Consider the following 25505-nt stretch of genomic DNA (forward strand, 5'->3'; position numbering starts at 1 on the left):
CGATTCACTCGTCAATCGTGGGGCGCCACTCCGTGACCACCAGCGTGACGTGCAGGTCGTCGTACTCCATGACCAGGCGGCGCGGCAGCCACAGCGACTCGACCTGCATCCAGTCGCGATAGACGATCTGCCAGCCATCCTGTTCGAGCCGCTGGGGAAAGCCGCGTTCGTCCTCTTCCAGGCGGTAGCGGCTATGGTCGGCGGGCAGGCCGCGAATCCAGTCGGCCAGTGAACTGACCGGCAACGACCAGCCCAGTTGCTGCTGCATCAGGGCCTCGGGGGTGGCGGCCTCGAAGCGCCCTTCGGCGTTGGTCAGCGAGAAGCGTCCTTCGCGACCTTCCAGCAGGTTGCGGCCACTGCCGAAGGGGCCGCTGATCAGCATGCGGTAGTAGTGGGGGTGCTGGCTCCAGTCGAGGTTGGCGCTGGTCGTTTCCCGGGGAGTTCGCAATCCCGCCTTGCCGATCAGGATCCAGGTGTCCAGGGCTTCCAGGCGTTCCTGTTGGGCTCCCCACTGATCGGTCGCACGTTCGCCATCCGGTGTCGTGCCCGGGGTGGCGCAGCCGGCCAGCAGGGCAAGGGCGAGGCTCACGGTAAACCATCGTATCGCGGAAGAGGGGCATCTCATGGCTTCGTCTCGTTGACAGTGGGTGATCGTCAGGGTGCCAGTTCGGGGATGCGCTCGAGGAGCTCATCGATCAACGGATGTTCGTCGTAGCGGTCTCGCGTTTGCGCCACGATGCGTCGGGCGTCGTCATGTCGCTCCAGCGCCCACAGAACCTCGGCCAGGTGGGCGGCAATCTCTTGGTCGGGCATGCCGGCGTAGGCGCGCTCCAACCACGCCAGGGCGCGCTCGGGGTCGCCCAGTCGATAGTGAACCCAACCCAGGCTATCCATGATCGCCGGGTTGCCGGGTTCGAGTTCATGGGCGCGTTCGATGAGCTCACGAGCCTCCTCCAGGCGCTCGTCGTCGTTGAGGTCCGCCAGCGTATAGCCCAGGGCATTCAGGGCTGAGGCGTTCCTCGGGTTGGCTTCGATGATGCGGCCCAAGTCTCGTTCCATGGCCTCGAGGTCGCCACGTTCCCAGGCACGCATGGCACGCAGGTAGAGTAGCGGCTCATCGTTGGGTGTGCGCGAGAGTTCGCGGTCGAGCAGGCTGTCGGCTTCGGTGTGCAGCCCGGCTTCGTCGAGCAGCTCCACCTCCAGCACGATCAGGTCGCTGAAGTGCGATTCGTGGCGCAGGCGCTCGATTCGCAGGAAGGCACGGGCATCGAGAAGGCGCTCGTCCTCGATCAGCATCTGGGCGGCACGCAGGCGAGCGCGCAGGAAATCGCTGCCGGGTGCCACCTGGCGGTAGTAGAGCAGGGCGTTGTCGATTTCCCCTTCCTCCTCGGCGATGGTGCCCATCAGGTAGAAGGCCGTGGGAGGGGGCTCGTCACTACTGACCAACGGCAGCAGCAGGCGCCGGGCCGCCTCCAGGTGACCGCCCTCCAGATAGAGGCGGGCCAGCGAAAGGTGCAGCTCCTGATTGCCGACGTGTTCGTCCATCAGGGTCGAGGTGTGCTCCTCGGCGGCGGCCACGTTGCCCAGCATCAGCTCGGCTTGTGCCAGCAGCAGCAGAAAACGTGGATCGCCGGGCGAGATCTCGAGTCCTCGGCGGGCGGCCTCGCGGGCCTCGCGCGGATTGTCGGCTTCCAGGGCCAACTGGGCGCGCGTCAGCCACAGGGCGGGCAGCTCCGAGTGATTGCGCTCGAGCAGGGTCAGGCGTCTCTCAGCCTGCTGGCGCTGGCCCGTGGCGGCTTCGAGGATTGCCATGGCCAGCACGGCGTCGTGAAAGTGGGGGTGATTGCTGGCCCCGGTGCGGTCGAGATACTCCCGCAACCGCTCGCGCAGGGGCAGCGGGTCGGTGCCCGACTCCAGGGCCAGTTCGGCGAACAGTGCCAGTTCGGCGTGCTGACCCTGCTCGGTCAATGCCAGGCGCAAATCGAGTGCCTTGGCCCAGTCGCCGCGCTGCAGGGCCAGGCCGGCAAGCAGGCGCAGCGGGGCTTCCGCGGCCGGGTCGAGGTCGTGCCAGGTGCCAACGGCCTGTTCGAGCAGCAGGATGTCGTTACTGAAGCGCGCGGCGAGCGTGCCCCGCTCCGCCAGCGGCGCGGCTTTATAGCGTTCGGCCATGGCCAGGTAGCCCAGCGTGGCACGGCGATAGTCGCCGCGCTGCCCTGCGAATTCGGCCGTCAGCAGCGTAGCCAGCCCCTCTGCGTCCAGCCCGTGCTCAATGGGGGGCGCCGAGGCCATGGGGTCTTCATGAGACGTGGCAAGAGGGGAGGTGGTCAGGCCTTGGCAGCCGCCCAGCAGGGCAGTCAGACCAAGCACTGCCAGTCCATGGCGTGAGGAGCGTATCAGCGTCGAGGGCATGCGTATCTCATCCGGTGTCCCGAGCTGCCAGCATACCGGCTAGCAGCCCATGGGCAAAGGGATCGCTGCGTCGACGATGCGGCTTGGCGAATGAGTTCCACCTTGTCGTGCGTCAATAGCCGGAGCCGCGTGCCTGGCGCCGAGTTCGGAAGGCTGTGATAGAATGCAGCGCCGCAGAGACGATTTTTTTCATTTACGGTGCCGCTGGCCGACATCACCGAAGACGCTTAACGCATGACGCTTCTTGCCCTTGGAATCAACCACAGGACGGCCACGGTCGCGGTGCGCGAGCGGGTCGCCTTCAGCCCGGCTCAGCTCGAGTCGGCGTTGACCGAGCTGCGCCGCCTGCCTCAGGTGCACGAAGCGGCGGTGCTCTCGACCTGCAACCGCACGGAGCTGTATTGCGTCACCGAGCCGAGCGGCGAGCGTACCATTCTCGACTGGTTGAGCCATTTCCATGGGTTGGCGCTCGACGAGCTGACACCCTGTGCCTACCACTACCTTGACAACGATGCCGCGCGTCACTTGATGCGCGTTGCGGTGGGGTTGGATTCGATGGTGTTGGGCGAGCCGCAGATCCTCGGTCAGCTCAAGGAGGCCTACCAGTCGGCGCGCCAGGCAAGCGGGTTGGGCGGTGAGCTGGAACTGCTGTTCCAGCATACCTTTGCGGTGGCCAAGCAGGTGCGCACGCGCACCGGCATCGGCCAGAACCCGGTTTCGGTGGCCTACGCCGCGGTGAGTCTGGCCAGCCGGATCTTCGATGACTTCGGCCGCTCGCGGGCGCTGCTGATCGGTGCCGGGGAAACCATCGAACTGGTGGCGCGGCACCTGCGCGAAGCCGGTGTGCGCAACATGATCGTGGCCAACCGTACGCGTGAGCGTGCCGAGCTGCTGGCCAGCGAATTCAATGCCGAGGCGATCTCGCTCAACGAGATCCCCGATGCTCTGGCTCGCGCCGACATCGTCATTTCCTCCACTGCCGCACCGCTGCCGATCCTGGGCAAGGGCATGGCGGAGCGGGCGTTGAAGAAACGCCGCCACCGGCCGATCTTCATGGTCGATATCGCGGTGCCGCGGGACATCGAGCCCGAGGTCGGTGAACTGGACGACATCTTTCTCTATACGGTCGATGACCTCAACGAGGTGATCCAGGAGAACCGGCGCCACCGCCAGGCGGCCGCCGACCAGGCGGAAGCGCTGATCGAGCATGGCGTGCACGTCTGGCTGCACGAGCGTCGCATTCGCAGCAGCGGGGAGTTGATTCGGCGCTACCGTGACCAGGCGGCCGAGCTGCGCGAGCACTCCGAGCGCCAGGCACTGGCAAAGCTGGCGCGCGGAGAGGACCCCGAAGAAGTGATTCGCCTGTTGGCGCACCAGCTCACCAATCGCTTGCTGCATCGGCCCACGGTGGCCCTGCGCGAGGCGTCCGGCGGCGAGCGGCGCGACCTGCTCACCGCCGCCGAGGCGCTGCTGCTGGACTCTCCATCAACGAAACCCTGACAGGACACGCCATGAAAGCGACCCTGCGCCAGCGTCTCGACGGCTTCGTCGAACGCTTCGAGGAGCTCGCCGCCTTGCTGGCGGAGCCCGAGGTGATCAGCGATCAGCCTCGTTTCCGCGACTACTCCCGCGAATATTCCGAACTCGAGCACCTGGTCGAGGCCTGGCGCGACTACCGGGCGGTCGAGAGCGACCTGGAAGACGCCGCGGTGTTGGCCGAAGACAGCGACGCCGAGATGCGCGAACTGGCCCAGATGGAGCTGGAAGAAGGGCGGGAGCGGCTGGAGACGCTGGAGGTGCGGCTCAAGCAGTTGCTGGTTCCGCGTGACCCCGATGACGGCCGCAACGTCTTCCTCGAGATTCGCGCCGGTACCGGCGGCGACGAGGCGGCACTGTTCGCCGGCGACCTGTTTCGCATGTACTCCCGCTATGCCGAAAAGCGGGGCTGGAAGGTCGAGGTGATCAGTGCCAGCCACGGCGAGCAGGGCGGTTACAAGGAGATCATTTCGCGGGTGAAGGGCGAAGGGGTCTATGCCCGGCTCAAGTTCGAGTCCGGCGCCCATCGCGTCCAGCGCGTGCCGGCCACCGAGTCCCAGGGGCGCATCCATACCTCCGCCTGTACCGTAGCGGTCATGCCGGAGGCCGACGAGCTCGTCGACGTCGACATCAATCCCGCCGACCTGCGGGTGGATACCTTCCGCTCCAGCGGCGCCGGCGGTCAGCACGTCAACACCACCGACTCGGCGATCCGCATCACCCACCTGCCCAGTGGGGTGGTAGTCGAGTGCCAGGAGGAACGCAGCCAACACAAGAATCGGGCCAAGGCGATGTCGCTGCTGGCTGCCCGGCTCAAGCAGAGTGCCGTGGAGGGGCGTCAGCGTGAGCAGGCCGATACGCGCCGCAGCCTGGTCGGCTCGGGCGATCGAAGCGAGCGCATTCGCACCTACAACTTCCCCCAGGGGCGGTTGACCGACCACCGCATCAATCTCACCCTCTACAAGCTTGGCGAGGTCATGACCGGCGAGCTCGACGAGATCCTCGATCCCCTGGTCCACGAGCATCAGGCAGACCAGCTCGCGGCGCTGCAGCAGGAAGCCTGATGCGTCTCGACGTGCTGCTGGCGCGGGCGGCCGGGCGTTTGACCCGGTCGGGTTCGGCCAGTCCGCGGCTCGATGCCGAGGTGTTGTTGTGCCATGTGCTGGGCGTCGATCGCACCTGGCTCTATACCTGGGGCGACAGAACGGTGGCGACATACTCGTGGGCTCGCTTCGAGGCCCTGGTGGCGGCCCGCGCGGCGGGCCATCCCGTGGCCTACCTGACCGGTGAGCGGGAGTTCTGGGGGCTCGCCCTGGCTACCTCGCGGCATACCTTGATCCCTCGGCCCGATACCGAAACCCTGGTGGAGGTGCTGCTCGAGCTGGCGCATGAGCCGTCGGGCCGTCTGCTCGACCTGGGGTCAGGTACCGGCGCCATTGCGCTGGCCTTTGCCAGCGAACGCCCCGGCTGGGAAGCGTTCGGCGTCGACCGGGTGGCCGAGGCGGTGACGTTGTCCGAGTCCAACGCTCGACGGCTGGGCATTGCCAATGCGCGCTTTGCGTTGAGCGACTGGTTTGCCGCCCTGGCCGGCGAGTGCTTCACCCTGATTGCGGCCAATCCGCCCTATATCGATGCCCAGGATCCGCACCTGGCGCAGGGCGACGTGCGCTTCGAGCCCAAAAGTGCGCTGGTGGCAGCGGATGCCGGGCTGGCCGACCTGCGTCACCTCGCCGAGCAGGGCATGGCCCATCTGGAGCCGGGAGGCTGGCTGGCCCTGGAGCATGGCCACGACCAGGCGGCCGCCGTTCGCAGCCTGCTGAAGAGCGGCGGTTATGTCGAGGTGGCCAGCCGGCGGGATCTGGGTGGGCAGGAGCGGGTCACGTTCGGCCGGCGGCCTGGTCAGCGTTGAGTGGGCGTATTGGAGGGGTCGGGGTCGCTGTGGTACATCTGTTCAGGAAATAACACCAAATGTCGGCATGTTTGTGTGACCGAACACCAGCGCCGCGCCTGATTCCCGCGCTTTTTCAGGTCGATTTGCTGCCATGGCGACGCTTCACTCACTCTGACTCGGCTTCCCGCGACACGATAATGAAAACCAAGACTCGCTCGCTCGACCGTATCGATCTCAAGATCCTGCGCTGCCTGCAGGACAACGCCCGCATCTCCTACGTCGACCTGGCCGCTCAGGTCGGGCTCTCTACCACGCCCTGCCTGGAGCGCGTCAAGCGCCTCGAGAAGTCCGGCGTCATTCGCGGCTACAAGGCGATACTCAATCCGCGTTCGCTAAAGGCCAACCTGCTGGTGTTCGTCGAGATCAGTCTCGAGACCCAGTCGCCGGCGGTGTTCGACGAATTCCGCCGCGCCGTCTCCCGCCTGCCGCAGATTCAGGAGTGCCACCTGGTCTCTGGGCAATTCGACTACATTCTCAAGTGCCGGATTCCCGAAATGTCCGCCTATCGCCAACTGCTTGGCGACGTGGTGCTGACACTTCCCGGCGTCAAGGAGTCGAAGAGCTACGTGGTGATGGAGGAGGTCAAGGAGGAGTTTACGCTCTACGTACCCGACATCGAGGAGCTCGAAGACAAGTAATGGCAATGGACGACGAGGCGCTGCTGCGCTACAGCCGGCAGATCATGCTGGAGCCGATCGACATCGCGGGGCAGGAGCGCCTGCTGGCCTCGCGCGCTTTGGTGGTGGGCGCCGGTGGGCTGGGTTCGCCGGTGGCGCTCTACCTGGCCGCCGCCGGGGTGGGGCATCTGATCCTGGCCGATGCCGACGAGGTGGAACTCTCCAACCTGCAACGCCAGATCGCCCATGGCATGGACGACCTGGGGCGCAACAAGGCGTGCTCCGCCCGCGACTCCGCTGCGGCGCTCAATCCGGGCTGTGAAATCCGCGTGATCGAGGAGCATCTCTCCGGCGAGGCGCTCGATGCGCTGGTGGCGGAGGTCGATCTGGTTCTCGATTGCACCGATCGATTCTCCAGCCGCTACGCGGTCAATGCCGCCTGCCAACGCGCCGGAGTACCGCTCGTCTCGGGTGCGGCGATTCGCTTCTCGGGGCAGTTGGCGGTGTTCGATCCGCGCGACCCCTCCTCGCCTTGCTACGCCTGCCTGTATCCTCCGGGAGAGGGCGGCGACGAAGAGTTGCGCTGCGCCGAGAGCGGCGTGGTAGCGCCCCTGGTCGGGCTGATCGGCTGCTTCCAGGCGCTGGAGGCGGTCAAGCTGCTCAGTGGTGCCGGTGTGGCGCACCGCGGGCTTTCCACCTTCGATGGTCTCAACGGACAGTGGCGCCACTTCCAGGTGCCACGTGATCCTGCTTGCCCGGTCTGCGCCTCACGCTGAGGCGTCAATCGTCCTTCCCTGACTTGTCACGCCGGCTGCTTGTCAATCATTGACGGCATGGCTTCCTCGAGCCCTCTGCTTCGAGCACCATCCGGCAGTTTGCTGTAGCTCGAAGCAGTGTGATGGTCATTAATTGACATTTTTGGCTTTAGGCCTAGGGTGGGAAACCATGGCGAAAGCCGATGGTGTAGGGGGTATCAGGCATGGTTGTGCCATTCCTGCTCTTTTTCGAGGGTTCCTTTGGTGTGGTGGAACGAGTAAAGTCGTTATTGAATACTTGACATGTCCTGGCGGTTTGATGCCAGACTGATTGCCTCCGATGAGACGGTTCACCGCTTCAGGAAGACGCTGCATGGCCACTGCCGCCCAGACCGACAGTCCCGCATCCTACTACCGCGATTCGATCTCGGTGCGGCTCGAACGGGCATGCCCACCCTTGGTCGGGCAGCAGCGGGTCGATGTCTGTGTGATCGGGGGGGGGATCACTGGCTGCTCTGCGGCGCTTCACCTGGCCGAGCGCGGTTACACGGTGGCGTTGCTCGAAGCCCAAGAGATCGGATACGGCGCCTCCGGACGCAGTGGCGGCCAGATCCTGCCCGGTCTGGGTACCGATATTGCCACCGTGGAGCAGGCGCTCGGTCGTGAGCGTGCCCGGGACGTCTGGGAACTGAGTCGCGAGGCGGTGCGTCTGACCACGGAGCTCATCGAGCGCCATGCGATTCCGTGCGACCTCGCCTGGGGTTACCTGCATGCTGCGGTGAAGCCGCGCCACGTACGCGAGTTGCAGCAGATGCAGGAGCGTCTGGCTCGTGATTACGGCTACGAGGCATTGAGCTGGCTCGAGGGCGAGGCGCTGCGCGAGAGGGTGGCGACCGAGGCATACCCGGGCGCGCTCCATGAGAGCGAAGGCGGTCATCTGCACCCGCTCAACTATACCCTGGGCCTGGCGCGGGCGGCACAGCGAGCGGGGGTGGCGGTCCACGAGCACAGCCCGGCCCTGGCCATTCGCCGCGGCCAGCCCGCCACTGTGGTGACGGCGCAAGGAGAGATCAGCGCCGACTTCGTGGTGGTGGGGGCCAACGCCTACCTGGGGCGCCTGCTACCCGAGTTGGAGGGGCGCATCATGCGCGCGGCCAACTATATCGTTGCCACCGAGCCGCTGGGCGAAGAACGGGCGACTCAGGTGCTGCCAAAAAACGATGCCCTGTCCGACGCCAACTTCGTTCTCGACTACTACCGCCTTTCTGCCGACAGGCGGCTGATCTATGGCGGTGAAGTCAGCTACGATGGCCGGGAGCCGCGCGGCTTGCAGCAGCGCATGGACGCCAAGATCGCACGCCTGTTCCCGGTGCTCGAAGGGGTGCGCATCGACTACCGTTGGGGCGGCGACGTGGCGATCACGCTCAATCGAGCACCGGACTTCGGTCGCCTTGGCCACAATGTCTACTATGCCCAGGGTTACTCGGGGCACGGCATGGCGCTGGCCGGGTTGGCCGGCAAGCTGGTCGGCGAGACCATTGCCGGGCAGAGCGAGCGTTTCGACATCTTTGCCGCCATGCCTCATCGTCGCTTTCCCGGCGGCGAGCGCCTGCGTACGCCGCTGCTGGTGCTGGCCACCGCTTTCTACAAGCTGCGCGACCGACTATAACGAACGTTACGCCCGGGACGGGCCGCAATGAGGTTCCCATGAAAGACCTGGAAAGCTGGCTGAAGGAGCGACGCATCACCGAGGTGGAATGCCTGGTCAGCGACATTACCGGCATCGCCCGCGGCAAGATCACGCCGGTTTCGAAGTTCATGGCCGAGAAGGGCATGCGCCTTCCCGAAAGCGTGCTGCTGCAGACCGTGACCGGTGACTACGTCGAGGACGAGCTCTACTATTCACTGCTCGATCCTGCCGATATCGACATGCTGTGCCGGCCCGATATCTCCGCGGTCTATCCGGTGCCCTGGGCGCTCGAGCCCACCGCCCAGGTGATCCATGACTGCTACGACAAGATGGGCAATCCCATCGAACTCTCCTCCCGCAATCAGCTGAAGCGGGTGCTGGCGCTCTATGCCGAGCAGGGATGGAAGCCGGTGGTGGCGCCGGAGATGGAGTTCTACCTGACCAAGCGCTGCGAGGACCCGGACCTGCCGTTGTTGCCGCCCATCGGCCGTAGCGGGCGGCAGGAAACCGGCCGGCAGTCGTTCTCGATCGATGCGGCCAACGAGTTCGATCCCCTTTTCGAGGACATGTACGACTGGTGCGAGGTCCAGGGGCTGGACATCGACACCCTGATCCACGAGGAGGGGACCGCCCAGATGGAGATCAATTTCCGTCACGGCGATCCCCTGATGCTGGCCGACCAGGTGTTCCTGTTCAAACGCACCCTGCGCGAGGCGGCGCTGAAGCACGACGTGGTGGCCACTTTCATGGCCAAGCCGATCACCAACGAGCCCGGCAGCGCCATGCACATCCACCAGAGTGTGCTGGACGCGACCACTGGGAAGAGCGTGTTTGCCAATGAGGACGGCTCCATGAGCCAGCTGTTCCTCCACCATATCGGCGGCATGCAGCGTTTCATTCCCGAGGCGTTGCCGCTGATGGCACCCAACGTCAACTCCTTCCGCCGTTTCCTTCCTGACACTTCGGCGCCGGTCAACGTCGAGTGGGGCGAGGAGAACCGCACCTGTGGCCTGCGCGTACCCGACTCCACGCCACAGAACCGGCGTATCGAGAATCGCCTGCCCGGCGCCGACGCCAACGCCTATCTCGCCATTGCCGCCAGCCTGCTGTGCGGCTACCTCGGCATGATGCAAAAGCTCAACCCCTCCGCCCCGGTGCAGGGCCGTGCATTCGAGCGCCGCAACCTGCGCTTGCCGTTCACGCTGGAGCAGGCGCTGGAGCGCATGGAGCATTGTGCCGAGCTGGAGCGCTACATGGGCCACCGCTTCGTGACCGGCTACGTCGCGGTCAAGCGGGTGGAGAACGAGAACTTCAAGAAGGTCATCAGTTCGTGGGAGAGGGAGTTCCTGCTGTTGAGCGTCTAGTTTCCTGAGTCCGGGCCCGCGCGAGCCCAGGCTCAGGACACTGGAGTGTTTGGAGGCGGCGTGATGCGCCGTTCGGCCCGATGTCCCCCATGACGGGCCATGAGATGGGCGAGGAGAAACCTCCCGGCCGGCTGTTGCGGTCGGGCTGACGAAAACAATGCCAACAAGAGGTGCCACCATGTTCTGTCAACGCAAGAAGCTCTCTCTGGCCATTGCGCTGGGTTCCCTGGCCTTGGTCGCAGTCGCTGCGCAGGCCAACGAGGTGCGGGTCTACAACTGGTCGGATTACATCGCACCGGACACCCTGGAGAAGTTCACCGAAGCCACCGGTATCGAGGTGATCTACGACGTCTACGACAGCAACGAAGTACTCGATGCGGCGATGCTGTCGGGGCGTTCCGGCTATGACGTGGTGGTGCCCTCCAACCACTACCTGACCCGCCAGGTCAGCGCCGGGGTCTACATGGAGCTGGATCACGACAAGATCCCCAATATGGAGAACCTCAATCCTGAGCTGATGGATGACCTGGAGTCGATCGACCCCGGTAGCCGCTACTCGATTCCCTACATGTGGGGCACCAACGGCATCGGCTACAACGTCGAGCGGGTCACCGAGATCCTCGGTGACGACGCGCCGCTCGACTCGTGGGCGCTGATCTTCGACCCCGATGTCACCACTGCGCTGAACGAGGGCGGCTGCGGCATCGCCATGCTGGACACAGGTGACGACATGCTTTCCGCCGGCATGGCGTACTTGGGGCTGTCGCCGCTTTCCAGCGAATCCGCGGATATCGAGGCGGCCGGCGATCTGATCGCCGCGGTGCGCGACAACATCACCTATTTCCACTCGTCGCGCTACATCTCGGATCTCGCCAACGGCGACATCTGCGTGGCGGCGGGCTACTCCGGCGACATCTTCCAGGCCGCCGACCGTGCCGAGGAGGCCGGACGCGATTTCACCATCGACTACATCATTCCCAAGGAGGGTGCGGCGCTGTGGTTCGACATGATGGCAATTCCCGCCGATGCGCCCAACCCTGACAATGCTCACGCCTTCATCAACTTCATCCTCGAGCCCGAGATTGCCGCTGGCATCACCGAGTACGTGGTCTATGCCAACCCCAATATCGCCGCAAATGAGTATCTCGACCCCGACATCCTCAACGATCAGGCCGTCTACCCCGACCAGGAGGTGATGGACAACCTGTTCGTACAGGAGGAGAAGCCGCTGGCCGTACAGCGCGTTCGTACCCGTGTCTGGAACCGGGTGAAGTCCGGCATTTGATCTCCGCGCCGGCCCCGTGGGGCCGGCAACGAATGACAAACTCTTGTTTGCCACAGGAGACGCTGTGATGCCGCAAACCCGGATACAAGCCTCGGAATCGCCGCGACGCCCCGCCGATAGCGCGGAGCATGCCGATGAGGCGCTTGGTAAACCGCGCCCGGCTCGCGAAGAAGGGTTGATGGAGATCCGCCGTGTCAGCAAGCGCTTCGACGGCGTGCTGGCGGTGGATGACGTCAGCCTGTCGATTCGCCGCGGAGAGATCTTCGCTCTGCTGGGCGGCTCCGGCTCGGGCAAGTCGACGCTGCTGCGCATGCTGGCCGGCTTCGAGAAGCCCAGCGAAGGGCAGGTGGTGCTCGACGGTGAGGACATTACCGCCATGCCGCCCTATGAGCGCCCGATCAACATGATGTTTCAGTCCTATGCCCTGTTCCCGCACATGACGGTGGCGCAGAACATCGCCTTCGGTCTCAAGCAGGACAAGCTGCCGCGCCGCGAGATCGACGAGCGCGTGGCCGAAATGCTCAAGCTGGTGCACATGGAGGCCTTCGCCCGACGTAAGCCCCACCATCTCTCCGGCGGGCAGCGCCAGCGCGTGGCCCTGGCGCGCTCACTGGCCAAGCGGCCCAAATTGCTGCTGCTCGACGAGCCGATGGGGGCGCTGGACAAGAAGCTGCGTACCGAGATGCAGCTCGAGGTGGTGCAGATCCTCGAACGGGTCGGGGTGACCTGCATCATGGTCACCCACGACCAGGAAGAGGCCATGACCATGGCCGACCGGGTGGCGATCATGGCCGATGGCTGGATTGCCCAGGTGGGCACGCCGATGGACGTCTACGAGAGCCCGGCCAACCGCATGGTGGCCGAGTTCGTCGGTACGGTGAACCTGTTCGCGGGTGAGATCGTCGTTGACGAGGCGGATCACTGCGTGATCGACAGCCCGACGCTGGGACGGCCTATTCGCATCGATCACGGCGTCAGCACCCAGGCCGATGAGCGCAGCGTGTGGGTTGCCGTGCGCCCGGAAAAGACCTGGCTGACCCGCGAGCGTCCAACGAGCGAGGACAACTGGGCAGCGGGCATCGTCGAGGACATCGCCTACCTCGGCGGCTTCTCGGTCTACTACGTGCGCATCGAGAGCGGCCATCTGGTCAAGGCCAGTATGGCCAATACCGAGCGGCGCGGTGATCGGCCGCGCTGGGACGAGCCGGTGTTCATCCACTGGGACGCGCATAGCGCGATCGTTCTGCACGATTGAACGAATGTCGTCGGGAGACCTGCATGTCTAACCTCACCGTTCGCCTGCAGCGGCTGCTCAAGCCCGGCCGTGGCTGGGTCATCGCCGTGCCGTTGCTGTGGTTGACCCTCTTCTTCCTGCTGCCGTTCGGCATCGTGCTCAAGATCAGCCTCTCCGAGGCGGCCATATCGATACCGCCTTACGGTCCCATCTTCGACTACGCCAACGAGACGCTGAACGTCATCGTGACGTTCAGCAACTACCTGTTCTTGACCACCGACACGCTCTACGTCTCGGCCTACTGGGGCTCGGTCAAGATCGCACTGCTGGCCACCGTGCTGTGCCTGGCGCTCGGCTACCCCATGGCCTACGCCATGGCTCGGGCGCCGGCCCACTGGCAGCTGGTGCTGCTGCTGCTGGTAATGCTGCCCTCGTGGACCTCGTTCCTGATCCGCGTCTACGCCTGGATGGGCATTCTCAGCAACAACGGGCTGGTCAACAACCTGCTGATCTGGGCGGGGCTGATCGACTCGCCAATCCGCATGCTCAATACCAATTTCGCCGTGATACTGGGTATCGTCTATGCCTACCTGCCGTTCATGGTGCTGCCGCTCTACGCCAACCTGACCCGACTCGATGGTTCGCTGCTGGAAGCGGCTTCGGATCTCGGCTCGCGCAAGCTCAACACCTTCCTCAAGGTGACCCTGCCGCTCTCAAAGGGCGGCATCATCGCCGGCTCGATGCTGGTGTTCATTCCGGCGGTGGGGGAGTACGTGATCCCCGAACTGCTCGGCGGCCCCAACACGGTGATGATCGGCAAGGTGCTGTGGGAGGAATTCTTCCACAACCGTGACTGGCCGGTGGCCTCGGCGCTAGCGATGGTCATGCTGGCAATCCTGATCGTGCCCATCGCCCTGTTCCATCGCTACCAGTCGCGCGAGCTGGAGGAGTGATCATGCGCAAGCCAACCTTCACCACGCTGATGCTGATTGCCGGGCTCGTGTTTCTCTACCTGCCGATGCTCATCCTGGTCATCTACTCGTTCAATTCGTCGCGGCTGGTGACCGTATGGGCAGGCTTCTCGGCGCGCTGGTACGTGGAGCTGTTTCGCGACCAGCAGATCCTCTCGGCGGTCTGGACCAGCCTGCGCATCGCCTTCTTTTCCGCCTCCATGGCGGTGTGCCTGGGCACGCTGGCCGCTTTCGTGATGGTGCGCTTCGCCCGTTTTCGCGGCAAGACGGCGCTCTCCAGCATGGTGACCGCACCGCTGGTGATGCCCGAGGTGATCACCGGGTTGTCGTTGCTGCTGCTGTTCGTGCACATGGCGCAACTGATCGGCTGGCCGGCGGATCGAGGCATGATGACCATCTGGATCGCCCACACCACCTTCTGCAGCGCCTACGTGGCGGTGGTAGTGGCCTCGCGCCTGCATGAGGTGGACATGTCCATCGAGGAGGCCGCCATGGACCTTGGCGCCAGGCCGGTGCGTACCTTCTTCCAGATCACCCTGCCGGTGATCGCGCCGGCGCTGGCAGCGGGCTGGCTGCTGGCCTTCACCCTGTCGCTGGACGACCTGGTAATCGCCAGCTTCGTCTCCGGGCCGGGCGCGACCACGCTGCCCATGGTGGTGTTCTCCTCGGTGCGCCTTGGCGTTTCGCCCAAGATCAACGCCCTGGCCACGCTGATCATCCTGGTGGTATCGCTGGCCACGTTCCTGGCTTGGTACCTGATGCGGCGCAGTGAGGCGAGGCGGCGGCAGGCGATGCTGCAGGACATGACGGCTGGTAGGTAAACCTATTTCTCGAATATGAGGTGACACTATGTCGACCCGTGCTGCCACCGAGCATGTGGCGTCCTACTATGCCGCGACGGCCAATTCGTCGCCCGAGCGTCCCGCCCTGGAAGGCGAGGTCGAGTGTGACGTTTGTGTGGTCGGGGCAGGCTTCACCGGCATTTCGTCGGCACTGCACCTCGCCGAGCAGGGCCATCGAGTGGTGGTGCTGGAGGCTGCCCGGGTCGGCTTTGGCGCCTCGGGGCGCAACGGCGGGCAGATCGTCAACAGCTACAGCCGCGACATGGACGTGATCGAGGCCAGGTACGGCAGCGAGACCGCCCGAGCGCTGGGAGACATGGCCTTCGAGGGCAATCGCATCATACGCAGCCGGATCGAGACATATGGCATCGAGTGCGACCTCAAGAACGGCAACCTGTTTGCCGCCTGCAATCGCAAGCAACTCGAGGGGCTGCGCGAACACAAGGCGCTGTGGGAACGCTACGGCAACCGCGAACTCGAGCTACTGGAGGGCCAGGCGTACAAGCGCGAGGTGGGAAGCGAGCGCTACGTGGGTGTGCTGGTGGATCACTCCGGCGGGCATTTGCATCCGCTCAACCTGGTGCTCGGCGAGGCGGCGGCCTGCGAGTCGCTGGGTGGCATCATCTACGAGCAGACGCCGGTCACCGGGGTGCACCATGGCGATACGGTGACGCTCTCCACTCCGCGCGGTAGCGTACGCGCCCGGCGCGTGGTGATGGCCGGCAACGCCTATCTTCAGGGGGTGCTGCCGGAGCTGGAGAGCAAGTCGATGCCCTGCGGCACCCAGATCGTCACCACCGAACCGCTGGCGGAGGCACTGCGTCGCGAGCTGATCCCCCGCGACATGGCGGTGGAGGATTGCAATTACCTGCTCGACTACTACCGCTTCACCGCCGACGGTCGTCTGCTCTACGGTGGTGGGGTCAACTATGGCGGCCAGGATCCGGCGGACATTGCCGCGGTGATCCGCCCCAAGATGCTCAAGACCTTCCCGCAACTGGCCGATGTGCGCATCGATTTTGCCTGGAGCGGCAATTTCCTGATGACTCTCAACCGCCTGCCGCAGTTCGGTCGCCTCAACGACAATGTCTATTACGCCCAGGGCTATTCGGGCCATGGGGTAACCTGCTCGCACTTGGCGGGAAAGCTGATCGCCGAGGTGATGCGCGGCGAGAGCGAGCGTTTCGACGCCTTCGCCGGCCTGCCACACCTGCCGTTTCCCGGTGGTCGGGTACTGCGTGTGCCGCTCTCGGCGCTGGGGGCCTGGTACTACGCGACGCGGGATCGGCTCGGTTGGTGAAGTGTCGCCAGCGGCGGACACCGGGTCATAAAATGTGGAAACCGCTTCGCTGCGCTTAATGAGAGCCAAGCGCAGCGTATACTGAGATCATCCATTCGGGTGGCACGGAATCGCCGCTCACCACGTCTCTTCTCTTGCACATCGTATCGAGCCGAGTCTTATAAGCCCGGGGCGGCATATCGCCCTGCAGGAGGAGTGTCATGAACAAGTCGATCGTGATCGGAACGACATTGAGCGTGCTGGGTCTTGGCGGTCTGGGCTTCGGTGCCTGGCAGGTGCAGCAGGAGCCAAGGGAGAGTGGGCCGCAATTCGCCGAGGTCGTCGCGGTGCAACCGGTGACCAGGAGCGTCGAGACGCCACGCGAGGTGTGTGAGGATGTGGTGGTGCACCAGCAGACTCAGGCGCCCAGCCGCGATCCGCATCGCATTGCCGGTACCGCGGCGGGGGCCGTGGTGGGTGGTCTGCTCGGCAATCAGGTGGGTGGTGGCAGTGGCAAGACGCTGGCCACCGTGGCAGGCGCGGTCGGGGGTGGCTTTGCCGGGCGTGAGATCCAGGGGCGCATCGAGGCCAACCAGACGCAAACCTATGCCACTACGCAACGCCAGTGTCATACCGTCATGGATAGCTCCGAGGAAACCATCGGCTATGACGTGACCTGGCGCCACGGCGAGCTCACTGAAGTTTCTCGACTGGATCACCAGCCCCAGGGTAACCGCGTACTGCTCGAGGAAGGGCAACCGCGCTGGGACCTGCCGCTGGCCAGCGCGGACGGCTGACAATCAACCCGCATCTACATCGCCCCGGCTCATGCCGGGGCGATTCGTTTGGCCTAGAGACGGTGCGTCAAACGTGGCGCAGGTACCAGGCATACTCGAGCTGGCTCACCGACTGCATGGCCTGTTCTCGTTCGGCCCGCCGGTTGGCGATGAAGACGTGTACGAAGTCACTGCCCAGGGCGTTCTTCAGCGGTTCGCTCGCCCCCAGCAGATCGAGAGCCTGGTGCCAGCTGTTGGTCAGCGTGGGCTCGAACTGCTCGTAGGCATTACCCTCGACGGGAGGTGGCGGGACCAGTCGCTGGCCGATGCCATGCTCGATGCTTGCCAGCAGCACGGCCAGCAAGAGATAAGGGTTGACGTCCGCGCCGGCGACCCGGTGTTCGATACGCCGTGCATCGTTGCCGCCCGAAGGTATGCGCAGCGCCACCGAGCGGTTGTCGAAACCCCAGGTGGGTGTCATGGGCACGTAGAGGCCAGGTTGGAAGCGCCGGAATGAATTGAGATTGGGGGCACAGATCGCCATTGAGGCCGGCATCAAGTCGAGCAGTCCGGCGATGGCCTGGTGCAGGGTCTCGCTGCCGAGCGGATCGCCGTTCTCGGCAGCGAAGACGTTGCGACCGCCGTCATCGAGCATACTGAGGTGCACATGGGTACCGTTGCCGGCCTCGCGACCGTAGGGCTTGGCCATGAAGGTGGCTTCGAAGCCATGATTAAGGGCCACGCCCTTGATCAAGCGCTTCAGCAGCACGGCACTGTCGCAAGCCTTGAGCGCATCGTTGCAGTGGCCGAGCGTGATCTCGAACTGGCCCGGGGCGCACTCCTTTAGTGTCGTGTCCAGCGGCAGGTTCTGGCAGAGTGCCGAGCGCTGCACGTCCTCGAGGAAGTCAGCATATTCGTCGAGCTCGCCGATCGAGTAGAGCTGGCTCTGAGTTGCACGTTCGCCGCTGCGAGGGGAGCGTGGCGGCTGGATTTGCCCCTCGGGGGTGCGTTCGCGATCCAGCAGATAGAACTCCATTTCCACGGCCGCGACGGGCGTCAGGCCACGGCGGCGCAGTCGCTCCAGTTGGCGCGACAGCACCTGGCGGGGGTCGGCGAAGAAGGGCGTATCGTCGGGTTCGAACATGGTCAGCAGCAGCTGCGCCTGGCGTCCGTCGCGCAGCCACGGCGTCGGCATGAGCGAGCCTGCCAAGGGCCGGCAGATTCGGTCGCTGTCCCCCGTGGCCAGCCCCAGCCCGGTGGCTTCGACGGTATGGCCATTGATGTCCAGGGCAAAGACCGAAGCCGGCAGATTGATGCCCAGGCGGCAGGCCTTGTCCAGGTTGTCGCGAGGGATGCGTTTGCCACGCATGACGCCATTGAGGTCGCTGATCAGCAGGTCGATGCTGTCAATGTCGGGATAGCGCTCGAGAAACTCCCGGGCCTGGTCAGCGCTGAGCGACGGCATGGTGGCACCTGTTAGGTTGTCAGTGGGTTTTGCGTTGACTCCTATCTTTCGATGACATCACTTTGTTGTCAAATCCTTTACGTATGGCTTTCATCTCTGGTGCGGGTTTGGCTGTAATTCCGCAGGAAATATGGGATAAAGTGGATGTTTTGCCGCTATGGACTGGATTTTTCTGGCTTCATGCTGGAAAGTTTAATCAACACTTTTTGGTTTCGTTCACGATTCAGGAGTTGCTATGCCGAGCCGACCCTTGGTGGGTGTCATCGCTTGCCGCCGAGAGGTGGAGGGGCATTCCGCCCACGTGGTGACCGACAAGTACCTGAGCGCACTTCGCTCCTATGGCCTGGCGCCGGTGGTGTTGCCGGTGTGGCAGGATGCCGTCGATGGCGACCTGCTCGCTCATCTGGACGGCCTGCTGCTGACCGGCAGCTATTCCAATGTCGAACCTTCCCGCTACGGCGCCGAGCGAGCGCCGGAGAACAATCGCGATGACCTGCATCGCGATGCCGCCGCGCTGGCCTGGATTCCCGCCGCCATCGCGCGTGGTCTGCCGCTGCTGGGTATCTGTCGGGGCTTTCAGGAGCTGAACGTGGCCTATGGTGGCACACTGCACCAGGCGGTACAGAACGTGCCAGGTCTCATCGATCATCGCGAGCCGGAAGCCGACTATGCGACCCGCTATGCGCCAGCGCACGACATCGCGCTTCAATCCGGTGGCCGCCTGGTGGCGCTCTATCCCGAACCGCATGCTAAGGTCAATTCATTGCATCAGCAGGGCATTGACCGACTGGGCAATGGACTTGCCGTGGAGGCGCTGGCGCCGGATGGCCTGGTCGAGGCGGTGTCGGTGGCCGAGGTCTCAGGGTTTGCCCTGGCAGTGCAGTGGCATCCCGAGTGGCGCCCCCAGGAGCATCCGCTTTACCACGCGATTTTCCAGGGCTTCGCTACGGCTTGCCGAGAGCATCGCGTGCGTCGGGCCTCAGCGCCGGACACGCAATACCTCAATGATGATCTCATACAGGAGTCCCGATCGTGAGCCGTTCGCCATCCCCCCGTACCCGTGACGACTGGCAGGCCCTGGCTGAGGACCTGTCCCTGGAGAGCCGAGCCTTCATCGACGACGCCTTCGTCGACGCCTACAGCGGTGATACCTTCGAATCGCGCAATCCGGCCACCGGCGCGATCCTGGCTCAGGTGGCAAGCTGTGACGAGCCGGACGCCGAGCGCGCCGTGGCGGCGGCGCGAGAAGCCTTTGCCGGCGGCGAGTGGTCTCGCCTGGCGCCTGGCAAGCGCAAGCGGGTGCTGCTGCGCCTGGCCGATCTGATGGAGGCCCACAAGCACGAGCTGGCGCTGATCGACACCCTCGACATGGGCAAGCCGGTTTCCAGCTCGCTGGGCGACATGGCCGGCGCCATCGCCTGCATTCGCTACCAGGCCGAGTGCATCGACAAGCTCTACGGCGAGGTGGCGCCCACCGGCGAGGACTCCCTGGCGCTGGTGTTGCGCGAACCCATCGGCGTGGTGGCGGCCATCGTGCCATGGAATTTCCCGCTGATGATGACCGCGTGGAAGATCGCCCCGGCGCTGGCCGCCGGCAACAGCGTGATCCTCAAGCCCTCGGAGAAGTCGCCGCTCTCGGCGCTGCGACTGGCGCAGCTGGCCAAGGAAGCCGGCCTGCCCAAGGGCGTGTTTCAGGTGCTGCCCGGCTTCGGTCACACCGTGGGCAAGGCCCTGGCCCTCTCCATGCAGGTCGACTGCCTGGCCTTCACTGGCTCCACCGCGGTGGGCAAGCAGCTCATGCAGTACGCCGGCCAGTCCAACCTCAAGCGGGTCTACCTGGAGTGCGGCGGCAAGTCGCCCAATATCGTCTTCGCCGACTGCAAGAACCTTGACCAGGTGGCGAGCCACGCCGCCGCCGCGATCTTCCACAACCAGGGCGAGGTGTGCATCGCCGGCTCGCGGCTGCTGGTGGAGAACGCGATTCGCGAGGAGTTCGTGGAGCGCGTCTTGAAGGCGGCGGAGAACATGCAGCCCGGTGATCCGCTGGATCCGCAGAGCTTCATGGGCGCCATCGTCGACGAGACACAGCATCGGCGTATCCTCGACTATATTCGCCAGGGCGTGGAAGAGGGTGCGCGGCTGCGAAGCGGAGGCAAGGCCATCGACGGCCCGGGGCTGTTCATTCCGCCCACGGTGTTCGACGGCGTTACCCCACAGATGACCATCGGTCGCGAGGAGATATTCGGCCCGGTGCTGGCGGTGTTCGGCTTCGACACGGAAGAAGAGGCCATCGCGATGGCCAACGACACGCCCTACGGGCTTGCCGCGGGGCTGTGGAGTCAGGACATCGATCGCATCATGCGCGTGACGCGGCGGCTGCAGTCGGGTCAGGTGTTCGTCAACAACTGGGCCGGAGGCGACCAGACCATGCCCTTCGGCGGGGTCAAGCAGTCGGGCAACGGCCGCGACAAGTCGCATCACAGCCTGGAGGAGTACTCCGAGCTCAAGAGTGTGTGGATCTCGCTCGCCTGACAGGCGTACCGGTAACACGACAAGGCCGGCCCCATGGGCCGGCCTTGTCGTAGGGCGTCAAGCGCGGGTGAAGGGCTCAGTTGCGGCCGCCGGCCCCTCCGGCTCCACCACCATTGCCGCCGGTGCCAGCGGCTCCACCATTACCTGCAGCTTCGGCGTTGCCCACGCCGCTTCCAGAGGCGCCTGCAGCGCTTTCACTGCTATGGCCCGGCGCCGCGCCCAGATTTCCACTAGCGCGACCGTCGCTGGCCGTCTCGCTGACCGCTTGGCCATCGACCCCGCCCTGGGTCACCGCCTCGCGGGCGGTCTCCAGACCAAAGACCGCGGCCTCAGGGTTCTGCTCGATGGCCGCGTCGAGGTTGTCTTGAGCCTGTTCGCGGGAAACCGGCTCGCTCTCTTCCACGACGACCTCACCGACCAACTGCTCGTCCGTCGTGCCGTCCTCCTGGGCAAGCACGCTCAACGGCAAGGCGCCAGCCACGAGGGTCAGGCCGATCAAGACTCTTGCAAACATCCTGTACTCTCCTTGGGGTCACGTTTCATGCTTTACGCTTGCCCTTCGGATTCCTGCGTTCGGCCTCTTGTGAGAGCGGACCTTCCCCTAGCATGCCCCAAGGACCGAAGGTCGACAAGCCGATGACTCACCGCGGCGAGATAGCGCGGGGCTGCTGCTGGGTGATGCAATGGATGTTGCCACCGCCGAGCAGGATCTCCCGGGCCGGCACGCCGATCACACGCCTGTCGGGAAACAGTCCCTGTAGAATGAGGCGGGCCTGCCCGTCGTGGACCGGGTCCAGTAGCGGCATGACCACCACCGAATTGCCGATATAGAAATTGACGTAGGAGCCCGCCATGCGATCCCCGGGCCGGCGCGGATGGGAACTGTTGAGACGGTCCAGGCCGCTGGCCTCGTCCTCCTCGATGAAAAGCGGACCCGGCTGGGGCAGCTTGTGCACGCGTAGTCTGCGGCCCCTGGCATCGGTGGCGGACTCCAGCACGGCCAATGCCTCCCGGCTGATGGCGTGCTGGGGGTCGTCCTCGTCATCGCACCAGGTCAGCACCACCTCGCCGGGGGCGACGAAGCAGCACAGATTGTCGACGTGGCCATCGGTCTCGTCCAGGTGGCAGCCCCGCGGCAGCCAGATGACCTTCTCGATGCCTAGGGTGTCCTGCAGTACCTGCTCCATCTCGGCGCGACTCAGGCCCGGGTTGCGGTTGGGGTTGAGCAAACACTCTTCCGTGGTCAGCAGCGTGCCTTCGCCGTCGACGTGGATGGCGCCGCCCTCCAGCACCACTGGCGCCTTGAAGCGCTCGATGCCGAGCATCTCGGCGATCTTGGTGCGGATGCGCTTGTCCTTGTCCCAAGGGAAGTAGAGCCCTCCCTTGAGGCCGCCCCAGGCGTTGAACTCCCAGTCCACCATGGCCAGACGACCGTCCGGGTGAGTCAGGAAGGTGGGCCCCACGTCACGCATCCAAGCGTCGTTGCTGGAGAGTTCCACCACCCGAACGTGGGCGGGCAATTGATGGCGGGCATTCTCGTACTGATCATCGTTGACCCCGACGTAGACCGTCTCGCTCTCGGCGATGGCGGTAGCCACCTCGACGAAGGCCTGCTGGGCCGGCTTGGCGCCATAGCGCCAGGTGTCGGGCCGCTGGGGCCACAGCATCCAGCAGGCGTCGTGGGGGGCGAACTCCGCCGGCATGGCGAATCCGTGGACCAGGGGGGAGGATCCAACAGCGGGAGAGTCAATGAGTGGCTGGTTCATGATGATTTCTCACAGGTGGCCTGCGATCAAGAAGATTGCGGCGGCGATAGCAGCGGCGATCAGTACATAGGGAAGCTGGGTCAGCGCGTGAGCCATGGGCGTGCAGCCGGCCCCTTGTGCGGAGAGCACCGTGGAGTCGCCGTAGAAGCAGGCGTGACTGCCGAAGGCGCTGGCCGAGATCAGGGCGCCGACCACCAGCGGCATGTGGGCATCGAGGCTGGCCGCCAGCGGCAGCACGATGGGCATGGCCACGGCGAACAGACCCCAGAAGGAGGCGGTGGCGAACGCCAGGAAGGCCATGGTGATGAAAACCACCGTCGGTAGCATTCCCGGTGTCATCAGCGGCTGCACGGTACTTATCACATAATCGGTGAGCCCCAGGGCGTCGTTGACCTCCTTGAGGGCGAAACCGGCCACCAGGGTGCCCAGGGGCATGATCATCGACTTGAAGCCTTCGAGTGCGGTGTCGAAGGTGTCGTGGAAGCTCAGCAGCCGTTGGCTGGCGATCAGTACCAGGGTCACGGCGAGCGCCACGATCACGCCGCGCAGGATGTCGATATCGTAGTACCAGGTGAAGAAAATCAGCGTGACGATGGGCAGCAGGAAGTTGAGCAGGTGCGGCCGCTTGCGTCCGTCGTCCGCCACTTCCAGGGCGCTGTCGTCGACCCCGCTCGGAATCGGCTGGCCGGCGGCGGCGCGGGCCTCGGCGGCCTTCATGGGACCGAGATTGGGGATCCAGCCGAGGGCCACCAGGGGGACCAGGGCGGCAGCCACCCAGGCGTAGAACATGAAGGGAATCGCCTCGATGTAGAGGTTCATGCCGTTGCCGGCGATGTCGTTCTCCTCCAACAGGCCGGCGAAGAACACCGCCCAGGTGGAGAAGGGCACCAGGATGCAGATCGGCGCGGCGGTGGAGTCCACCACGTAGGCGAGCTTCTCGCGCGAAATATTGAAGCGATCAGTGATCTTCTTCATCGACGCGCTGATCGCCAGGGCGTTGAGATAGTCGTCGACGAAGATCACCAGGCCCAGCAGCCAGGTGGCCAGCAGGCTCTGGCGGCGGCTATGGATATGCTTGGTGACGGCATCCCCAAAGGTCAGCACGCCGCCGGTCTTGACCAGCAGGGCGATCAGGCTGCCGAACAGGCCGCAGACCAGGATGATCCAGGTGACGGTATCGTTGCCCAGCACCCCTAGCAGGATGTCGGAGCCCTGGGAGACCACGCTGGTGGGGTCGACCATCAGCAGGCCGACCAGGGCACCGGCGAGCAGCGACTCGATGGTGCGTCGCGTGAGGATGGCCATGCCCAGCACCACTGCGGTGGGCAGCAGGCTGTAGATGCCATAGTCGTCGCCGTCGAACAGTGCGAAGCCGCCGAGGCTGGCAATCAGCACGACACCGAGAAACAGCAGGCAGCCCTTGGTGGCGCTGCCGAAGCTTTGGGGGTGGGCCGTCGGGCCCGAAGGAGAGTGTGACATGGTTGTTCACCTTTGTTGTTGTACATAGCACGATGGCTGGACCCGACGGGAAATGCCGGGCCATGCATGCGGCGGCTGCCGGCGGGTTACAGGTAACCGTCCTTGCGTAGCGATGTCGTGGTCGCGGTGTAGGCCTCGTCGAGGATCGCCACTACACGATCCACCACGTCACGATCCCAGATCAGCGGCGGCGAGATGATGTTGAGGTGGCCCACCGGGCGAATGATCAGGCCGCGCTTCTGGGCCTCGGCGGCGACCCGGTCGCCGACCCGTGTCTCTACCGGCAGCAGCTCCTTGGTGGCCTTGTCGGCGACGTTCTCGATGGCCAGCATGAAGTGGCTGCCCCTCACGTCGCCGACGGTTTCATGATGCGAGAGCGTCTTGAGCTGCCGCTCCAGGTAGGGGCCTACCTCACGCACGTTGGCGCAGATACCCTCGCGCTCCATGATCTCGATGTTCTTGAGCGCTGCGGCACAGCTTACCGGATGGCCTGAATAGGTGAAGCCGGTGCTCAGTACGCCGCCCTTGCGCTGGGGCGTGCCCAGCACCTCGTAGATCGCGTCGGAAATCAGGGTGGCACCCAGCGGGGCATAGCCCGATGACAGCCCCTTGGCGCAGTTGATGATGTCCGGCTGGGTATCGAACACCGGCTCGGAGGCGAAGAAGTGACCCAGGCGGCCGAAGCCGGTGACCACCTCGTCGGCGATATAGAGGATCTCGTGGGCGCGGCACACCGCCTGCATGCGGGCGTGGTAGCCTCGAGGCGCCATCAGCACGCCGCCAGCGCCCATGATCGGCTCGGCAATGAAGGCGGCGATGTTCTCGGCGCCGATGCGCTCGATGGTCTCCTCGAGTTCGGTCACCAGGTGATCGCAGTACTCCGCTTCGCTCATCCCCTTCGGCCGGCGATAGAGGTTGGCTTCGCTCAGGTGAGTGACCAGATGGTCCAGGGTGTCGAAGCCCCAGTTGTTGCTCTCGATGCCGGTCAGGCTCGCTGCCAGGTAGGTGGTGCCGTGGTAGGCGTTGTTGCGCGACAGGATACGCTTCTTGCTCGGCTTGCCCAGGCGGTTGAAATAGTAGTGCACCAGGCGAATGGTGGCGTCGTTGGCCGCCGAGCCGCCGCAGCTGTAGAACACATGGTTGAGGTTTGCCGGGGCCAGCTCGGCGAGCTTGGCGGCGAGCTCCGCCGCCGGGGCGTTGGAGAGATTGTTGAAGGTGGAGAAGTAGGCCATGCGGGTGGCCTGCTCGGCCATGGCCTGGCCGATCTCGGCGCGGCCGTGGCCCACGTTGACGCACCACAGGCCGGCGATGCCGTCGATGAAGCGGTTGCCGTGGATGTCCTCCACGTAGATTCCATCGCTGTCGGTGATCAGGTCACAGCCCTTGTCGTGGAACAGGCTGAAGTCGGTGAAGGGGTGGATGAAGTGGTCCCTGTCCTTCTGCCACAGCGACTGGGGGTCATAGCGCCGCATCGATTTGGCGGGGCGCGCGGAGGTCGTTGTCGTTGTCATGAGCTGGCTCCTCTCTCGGTGTCTCGTGGTAACCGACAGGGTC

At 64.8% G+C, this 25505-nt stretch carries 22 protein-coding genes; 15 read left to right on the top strand and 7 right to left on the bottom strand.

Annotated elements, in window-relative coordinates; genetic code table 11:
* Positions 1-4: 4 nt before the first annotated feature.
* Positions 5-625, bottom strand: coding sequence for a lipoprotein insertase outer membrane protein LolB (gene lolB / locus ACRWQA_RS07345; protein WP_434227761.1), 621 nt, complete (start codon positions 623-625; stop codon positions 5-7).
* Between the two features lie 29 nt (positions 626-654).
* Entirely contained in the window at positions 655-2409 is a 1755-nt protein-coding gene (locus ACRWQA_RS07350; RefSeq protein ID WP_434227759.1) for a tetratricopeptide repeat protein, read from the bottom strand.
* A gap of 234 nt (positions 2410-2643) precedes the next feature.
* Here ACRWQA_RS07350 and hemA point away from each other — a divergent pair, with 234 nt between their 5' ends.
* The 13 genes from hemA (at position 2644) to ACRWQA_RS07415 (ending at position 16730) form a co-directional block, all read left to right on the top strand.
* The gene (hemA, locus tag ACRWQA_RS07355) at positions 2644-3909 is read left to right on the top strand and encodes a glutamyl-tRNA reductase (protein ID WP_263580469.1); all 1266 of its coding nucleotides are present in this window, start codon (positions 2644-2646) and stop codon (positions 3907-3909) included.
* 11 nt (positions 3910-3920) lie between these two features.
* Entirely contained in the window at positions 3921-5009 is a 1089-nt protein-coding gene (gene prfA / locus ACRWQA_RS07360; protein ID WP_434227757.1) for a peptide chain release factor 1, read from the top strand.
* A complete protein-coding gene (gene prmC, locus ACRWQA_RS07365; protein ID WP_434227755.1) occupies positions 5009-5854 on the top strand; it encodes a peptide chain release factor N(5)-glutamine methyltransferase in 846 nt (281 codons plus the stop codon). The genes prfA and prmC overlap by 1 nt, the downstream gene beginning before the upstream one ends.
* Positions 5855-6033: 179 nt before the next feature.
* A complete protein-coding gene (locus tag ACRWQA_RS07370; RefSeq protein ID WP_263580466.1) occupies positions 6034-6534 on the top strand; it encodes an Lrp/AsnC ligand binding domain-containing protein in 501 nt (166 codons plus the stop codon).
* A 5-nt stretch (positions 6535-6539) separates the two neighbouring features.
* Positions 6540-7289, top strand: a complete 750-nt coding sequence (locus ACRWQA_RS07375; RefSeq protein WP_434227872.1) for a HesA/MoeB/ThiF family protein — start codon at positions 6540-6542, stop codon at positions 7287-7289.
* A gap of 352 nt (positions 7290-7641) precedes the next feature.
* On the top strand, positions 7642-8937 hold the full coding sequence (locus tag ACRWQA_RS07380) for an NAD(P)/FAD-dependent oxidoreductase (RefSeq protein ID WP_434227754.1): 1296 nt from the start codon (positions 7642-7644) through the stop codon (positions 8935-8937).
* A gap of 38 nt (positions 8938-8975) precedes the next feature.
* Positions 8976-10322, top strand: a complete 1347-nt coding sequence (locus ACRWQA_RS07385; protein ID WP_263580464.1) for a glutamine synthetase family protein — start codon at positions 8976-8978, stop codon at positions 10320-10322.
* A gap of 178 nt (positions 10323-10500) precedes the next feature.
* Positions 10501-11607: a polyamine ABC transporter substrate-binding protein gene (locus tag ACRWQA_RS07390; RefSeq protein WP_434227752.1), complete on the top strand. Its 1107-nt coding sequence runs from the start codon at positions 10501-10503 to the stop codon at positions 11605-11607.
* Between the two features lie 178 nt (positions 11608-11785).
* A complete protein-coding gene (gene potA / locus ACRWQA_RS07395) occupies positions 11786-12862 on the top strand; it encodes a polyamine ABC transporter ATP-binding protein (protein WP_263583997.1) in 1077 nt (358 codons plus the stop codon).
* A 23-nt stretch (positions 12863-12885) separates the two neighbouring features.
* Positions 12886-13794, top strand: coding sequence for an ABC transporter permease subunit (locus tag ACRWQA_RS07400; RefSeq protein WP_434227751.1), 909 nt, complete (start codon positions 12886-12888; stop codon positions 13792-13794).
* 2 nt (positions 13795-13796) lie between these two features.
* Positions 13797-14633 (top strand): ABC transporter permease subunit, encoded by an 837-nt coding sequence (locus ACRWQA_RS07405; protein ID WP_318153150.1) that lies wholly within the window; start codon positions 13797-13799, stop codon positions 14631-14633.
* A gap of 28 nt (positions 14634-14661) precedes the next feature.
* A complete protein-coding gene (locus ACRWQA_RS07410; RefSeq protein WP_263580461.1) occupies positions 14662-15954 on the top strand; it encodes an NAD(P)/FAD-dependent oxidoreductase in 1293 nt (430 codons plus the stop codon).
* Between the two features lie 200 nt (positions 15955-16154).
* Complete coding sequence (locus tag ACRWQA_RS07415; protein WP_263580460.1) at positions 16155-16730, top strand: glycine zipper 2TM domain-containing protein; 576 nt, start codon at positions 16155-16157, stop codon at positions 16728-16730.
* A 67-nt stretch (positions 16731-16797) separates the two neighbouring features.
* Here the strand turns inward: ACRWQA_RS07415 and ACRWQA_RS07420 are convergent, their stop codons facing one another.
* A complete protein-coding gene (locus tag ACRWQA_RS07420) occupies positions 16798-18174 on the bottom strand; it encodes a glutamine synthetase family protein (RefSeq protein ID WP_263580459.1) in 1377 nt (458 codons plus the stop codon).
* Between the two features lie 235 nt (positions 18175-18409).
* Here ACRWQA_RS07420 and ACRWQA_RS07425 point away from each other — a divergent pair, with 235 nt between their 5' ends.
* On the top strand, positions 18410-19210 hold the full coding sequence (locus ACRWQA_RS07425) for a gamma-glutamyl-gamma-aminobutyrate hydrolase family protein (RefSeq protein ID WP_434227749.1): 801 nt from the start codon (positions 18410-18412) through the stop codon (positions 19208-19210).
* On the top strand, positions 19207-20706 hold the full coding sequence (locus ACRWQA_RS07430) for an aldehyde dehydrogenase (RefSeq protein WP_434227748.1): 1500 nt from the start codon (positions 19207-19209) through the stop codon (positions 20704-20706). The genes ACRWQA_RS07425 and ACRWQA_RS07430 overlap by 4 nt, the downstream gene beginning before the upstream one ends.
* Before the next feature lie 76 nt (positions 20707-20782).
* Here the strand turns inward: ACRWQA_RS07430 and ACRWQA_RS07435 are convergent, their stop codons facing one another.
* The 4 genes from ACRWQA_RS07435 to ACRWQA_RS07450 all read right to left on the bottom strand — a co-directional run bounded on the left by ACRWQA_RS07435 (position 20783) and on the right by ACRWQA_RS07450 (position 25462).
* Positions 20783-21220 carry a hypothetical protein gene (locus ACRWQA_RS07435; RefSeq protein WP_263580456.1) on the bottom strand — a complete coding sequence of 146 codons (438 nt, stop codon included), beginning with the start codon at positions 21218-21220 and terminating at the stop codon, positions 20783-20785.
* Between the two features lie 127 nt (positions 21221-21347).
* Positions 21348-22472, bottom strand: coding sequence for an agmatine deiminase (aguA, locus tag ACRWQA_RS07440; RefSeq protein WP_434227746.1), 1125 nt, complete (start codon positions 22470-22472; stop codon positions 21348-21350).
* A 9-nt stretch (positions 22473-22481) separates the two neighbouring features.
* Complete coding sequence (locus ACRWQA_RS07445) at positions 22482-23951, bottom strand: Na+/H+ antiporter NhaC family protein (RefSeq protein WP_434227744.1); 1470 nt, start codon at positions 23949-23951, stop codon at positions 22482-22484.
* Between the two features lie 86 nt (positions 23952-24037).
* A complete protein-coding gene (locus tag ACRWQA_RS07450) occupies positions 24038-25462 on the bottom strand; it encodes an aminotransferase (protein WP_434227742.1) in 1425 nt (474 codons plus the stop codon).
* Between the last annotated feature and the right edge of the window lie 43 nt (positions 25463-25505).

Source organism: Billgrantia sp. C5P2 (genome assembly GCF_051062895.2).

Coding starts and splice junctions, on each gene's coding strand:
- ACRWQA_RS07420 (WP_263580459.1), bottom strand. CDS start 18,174: ATGCCGTCGCTCAGCGCTGACCAGGCCCGGGAGTTTCTCGAGCGCTAT.
- prmC (WP_434227755.1), top strand. CDS start 5,009: ATGCGTCTCGACGTGCTGCTGGCGCGGGCGGCCGGGCGTTTGACCCGG.
- lolB (WP_434227761.1), bottom strand. CDS start 625: ATGAGATGCCCCTCTTCCGCGATACGATGGTTTACCGTGAGCCTCGCC.
- aguA (WP_434227746.1), bottom strand. CDS start 22,472: ATGAACCAGCCACTCATTGACTCTCCCGCTGTTGGATCCTCCCCCCTG.
- ACRWQA_RS07370 (WP_263580466.1), top strand. CDS start 6,034: ATGAAAACCAAGACTCGCTCGCTCGACCGTATCGATCTCAAGATCCTG.
- ACRWQA_RS07450 (WP_434227742.1), bottom strand. CDS start 25,462: ATGACAACGACAACGACCTCCGCGCGCCCCGCCAAATCGATGCGGCGC.
- ACRWQA_RS07415 (WP_263580460.1), top strand. CDS start 16,155: ATGAACAAGTCGATCGTGATCGGAACGACATTGAGCGTGCTGGGTCTT.
- potA (WP_263583997.1), top strand. CDS start 11,786: ATGGAGATCCGCCGTGTCAGCAAGCGCTTCGACGGCGTGCTGGCGGTG.
- ACRWQA_RS07350 (WP_434227759.1), bottom strand. CDS start 2,409: ATGCCCTCGACGCTGATACGCTCCTCACGCCATGGACTGGCAGTGCTT.
- ACRWQA_RS07405 (WP_318153150.1), top strand. CDS start 13,797: ATGCGCAAGCCAACCTTCACCACGCTGATGCTGATTGCCGGGCTCGTG.
- ACRWQA_RS07380 (WP_434227754.1), top strand. CDS start 7,642: ATGGCCACTGCCGCCCAGACCGACAGTCCCGCATCCTACTACCGCGAT.
- ACRWQA_RS07425 (WP_434227749.1), top strand. CDS start 18,410: ATGCCGAGCCGACCCTTGGTGGGTGTCATCGCTTGCCGCCGAGAGGTG.
- ACRWQA_RS07435 (WP_263580456.1), bottom strand. CDS start 21,220: ATGTTTGCAAGAGTCTTGATCGGCCTGACCCTCGTGGCTGGCGCCTTG.
- ACRWQA_RS07375 (WP_434227872.1), top strand. CDS start 6,540: ATGGACGACGAGGCGCTGCTGCGCTACAGCCGGCAGATCATGCTGGAG.
- ACRWQA_RS07400 (WP_434227751.1), top strand. CDS start 12,886: ATGTCTAACCTCACCGTTCGCCTGCAGCGGCTGCTCAAGCCCGGCCGT.
- ACRWQA_RS07445 (WP_434227744.1), bottom strand. CDS start 23,951: ATGTCACACTCTCCTTCGGGCCCGACGGCCCACCCCCAAAGCTTCGGC.
- ACRWQA_RS07390 (WP_434227752.1), top strand. CDS start 10,501: ATGTTCTGTCAACGCAAGAAGCTCTCTCTGGCCATTGCGCTGGGTTCC.
- ACRWQA_RS07410 (WP_263580461.1), top strand. CDS start 14,662: ATGTCGACCCGTGCTGCCACCGAGCATGTGGCGTCCTACTATGCCGCG.
- hemA (WP_263580469.1), top strand. CDS start 2,644: ATGACGCTTCTTGCCCTTGGAATCAACCACAGGACGGCCACGGTCGCG.
- prfA (WP_434227757.1), top strand. CDS start 3,921: ATGAAAGCGACCCTGCGCCAGCGTCTCGACGGCTTCGTCGAACGCTTC.
- ACRWQA_RS07385 (WP_263580464.1), top strand. CDS start 8,976: ATGAAAGACCTGGAAAGCTGGCTGAAGGAGCGACGCATCACCGAGGTG.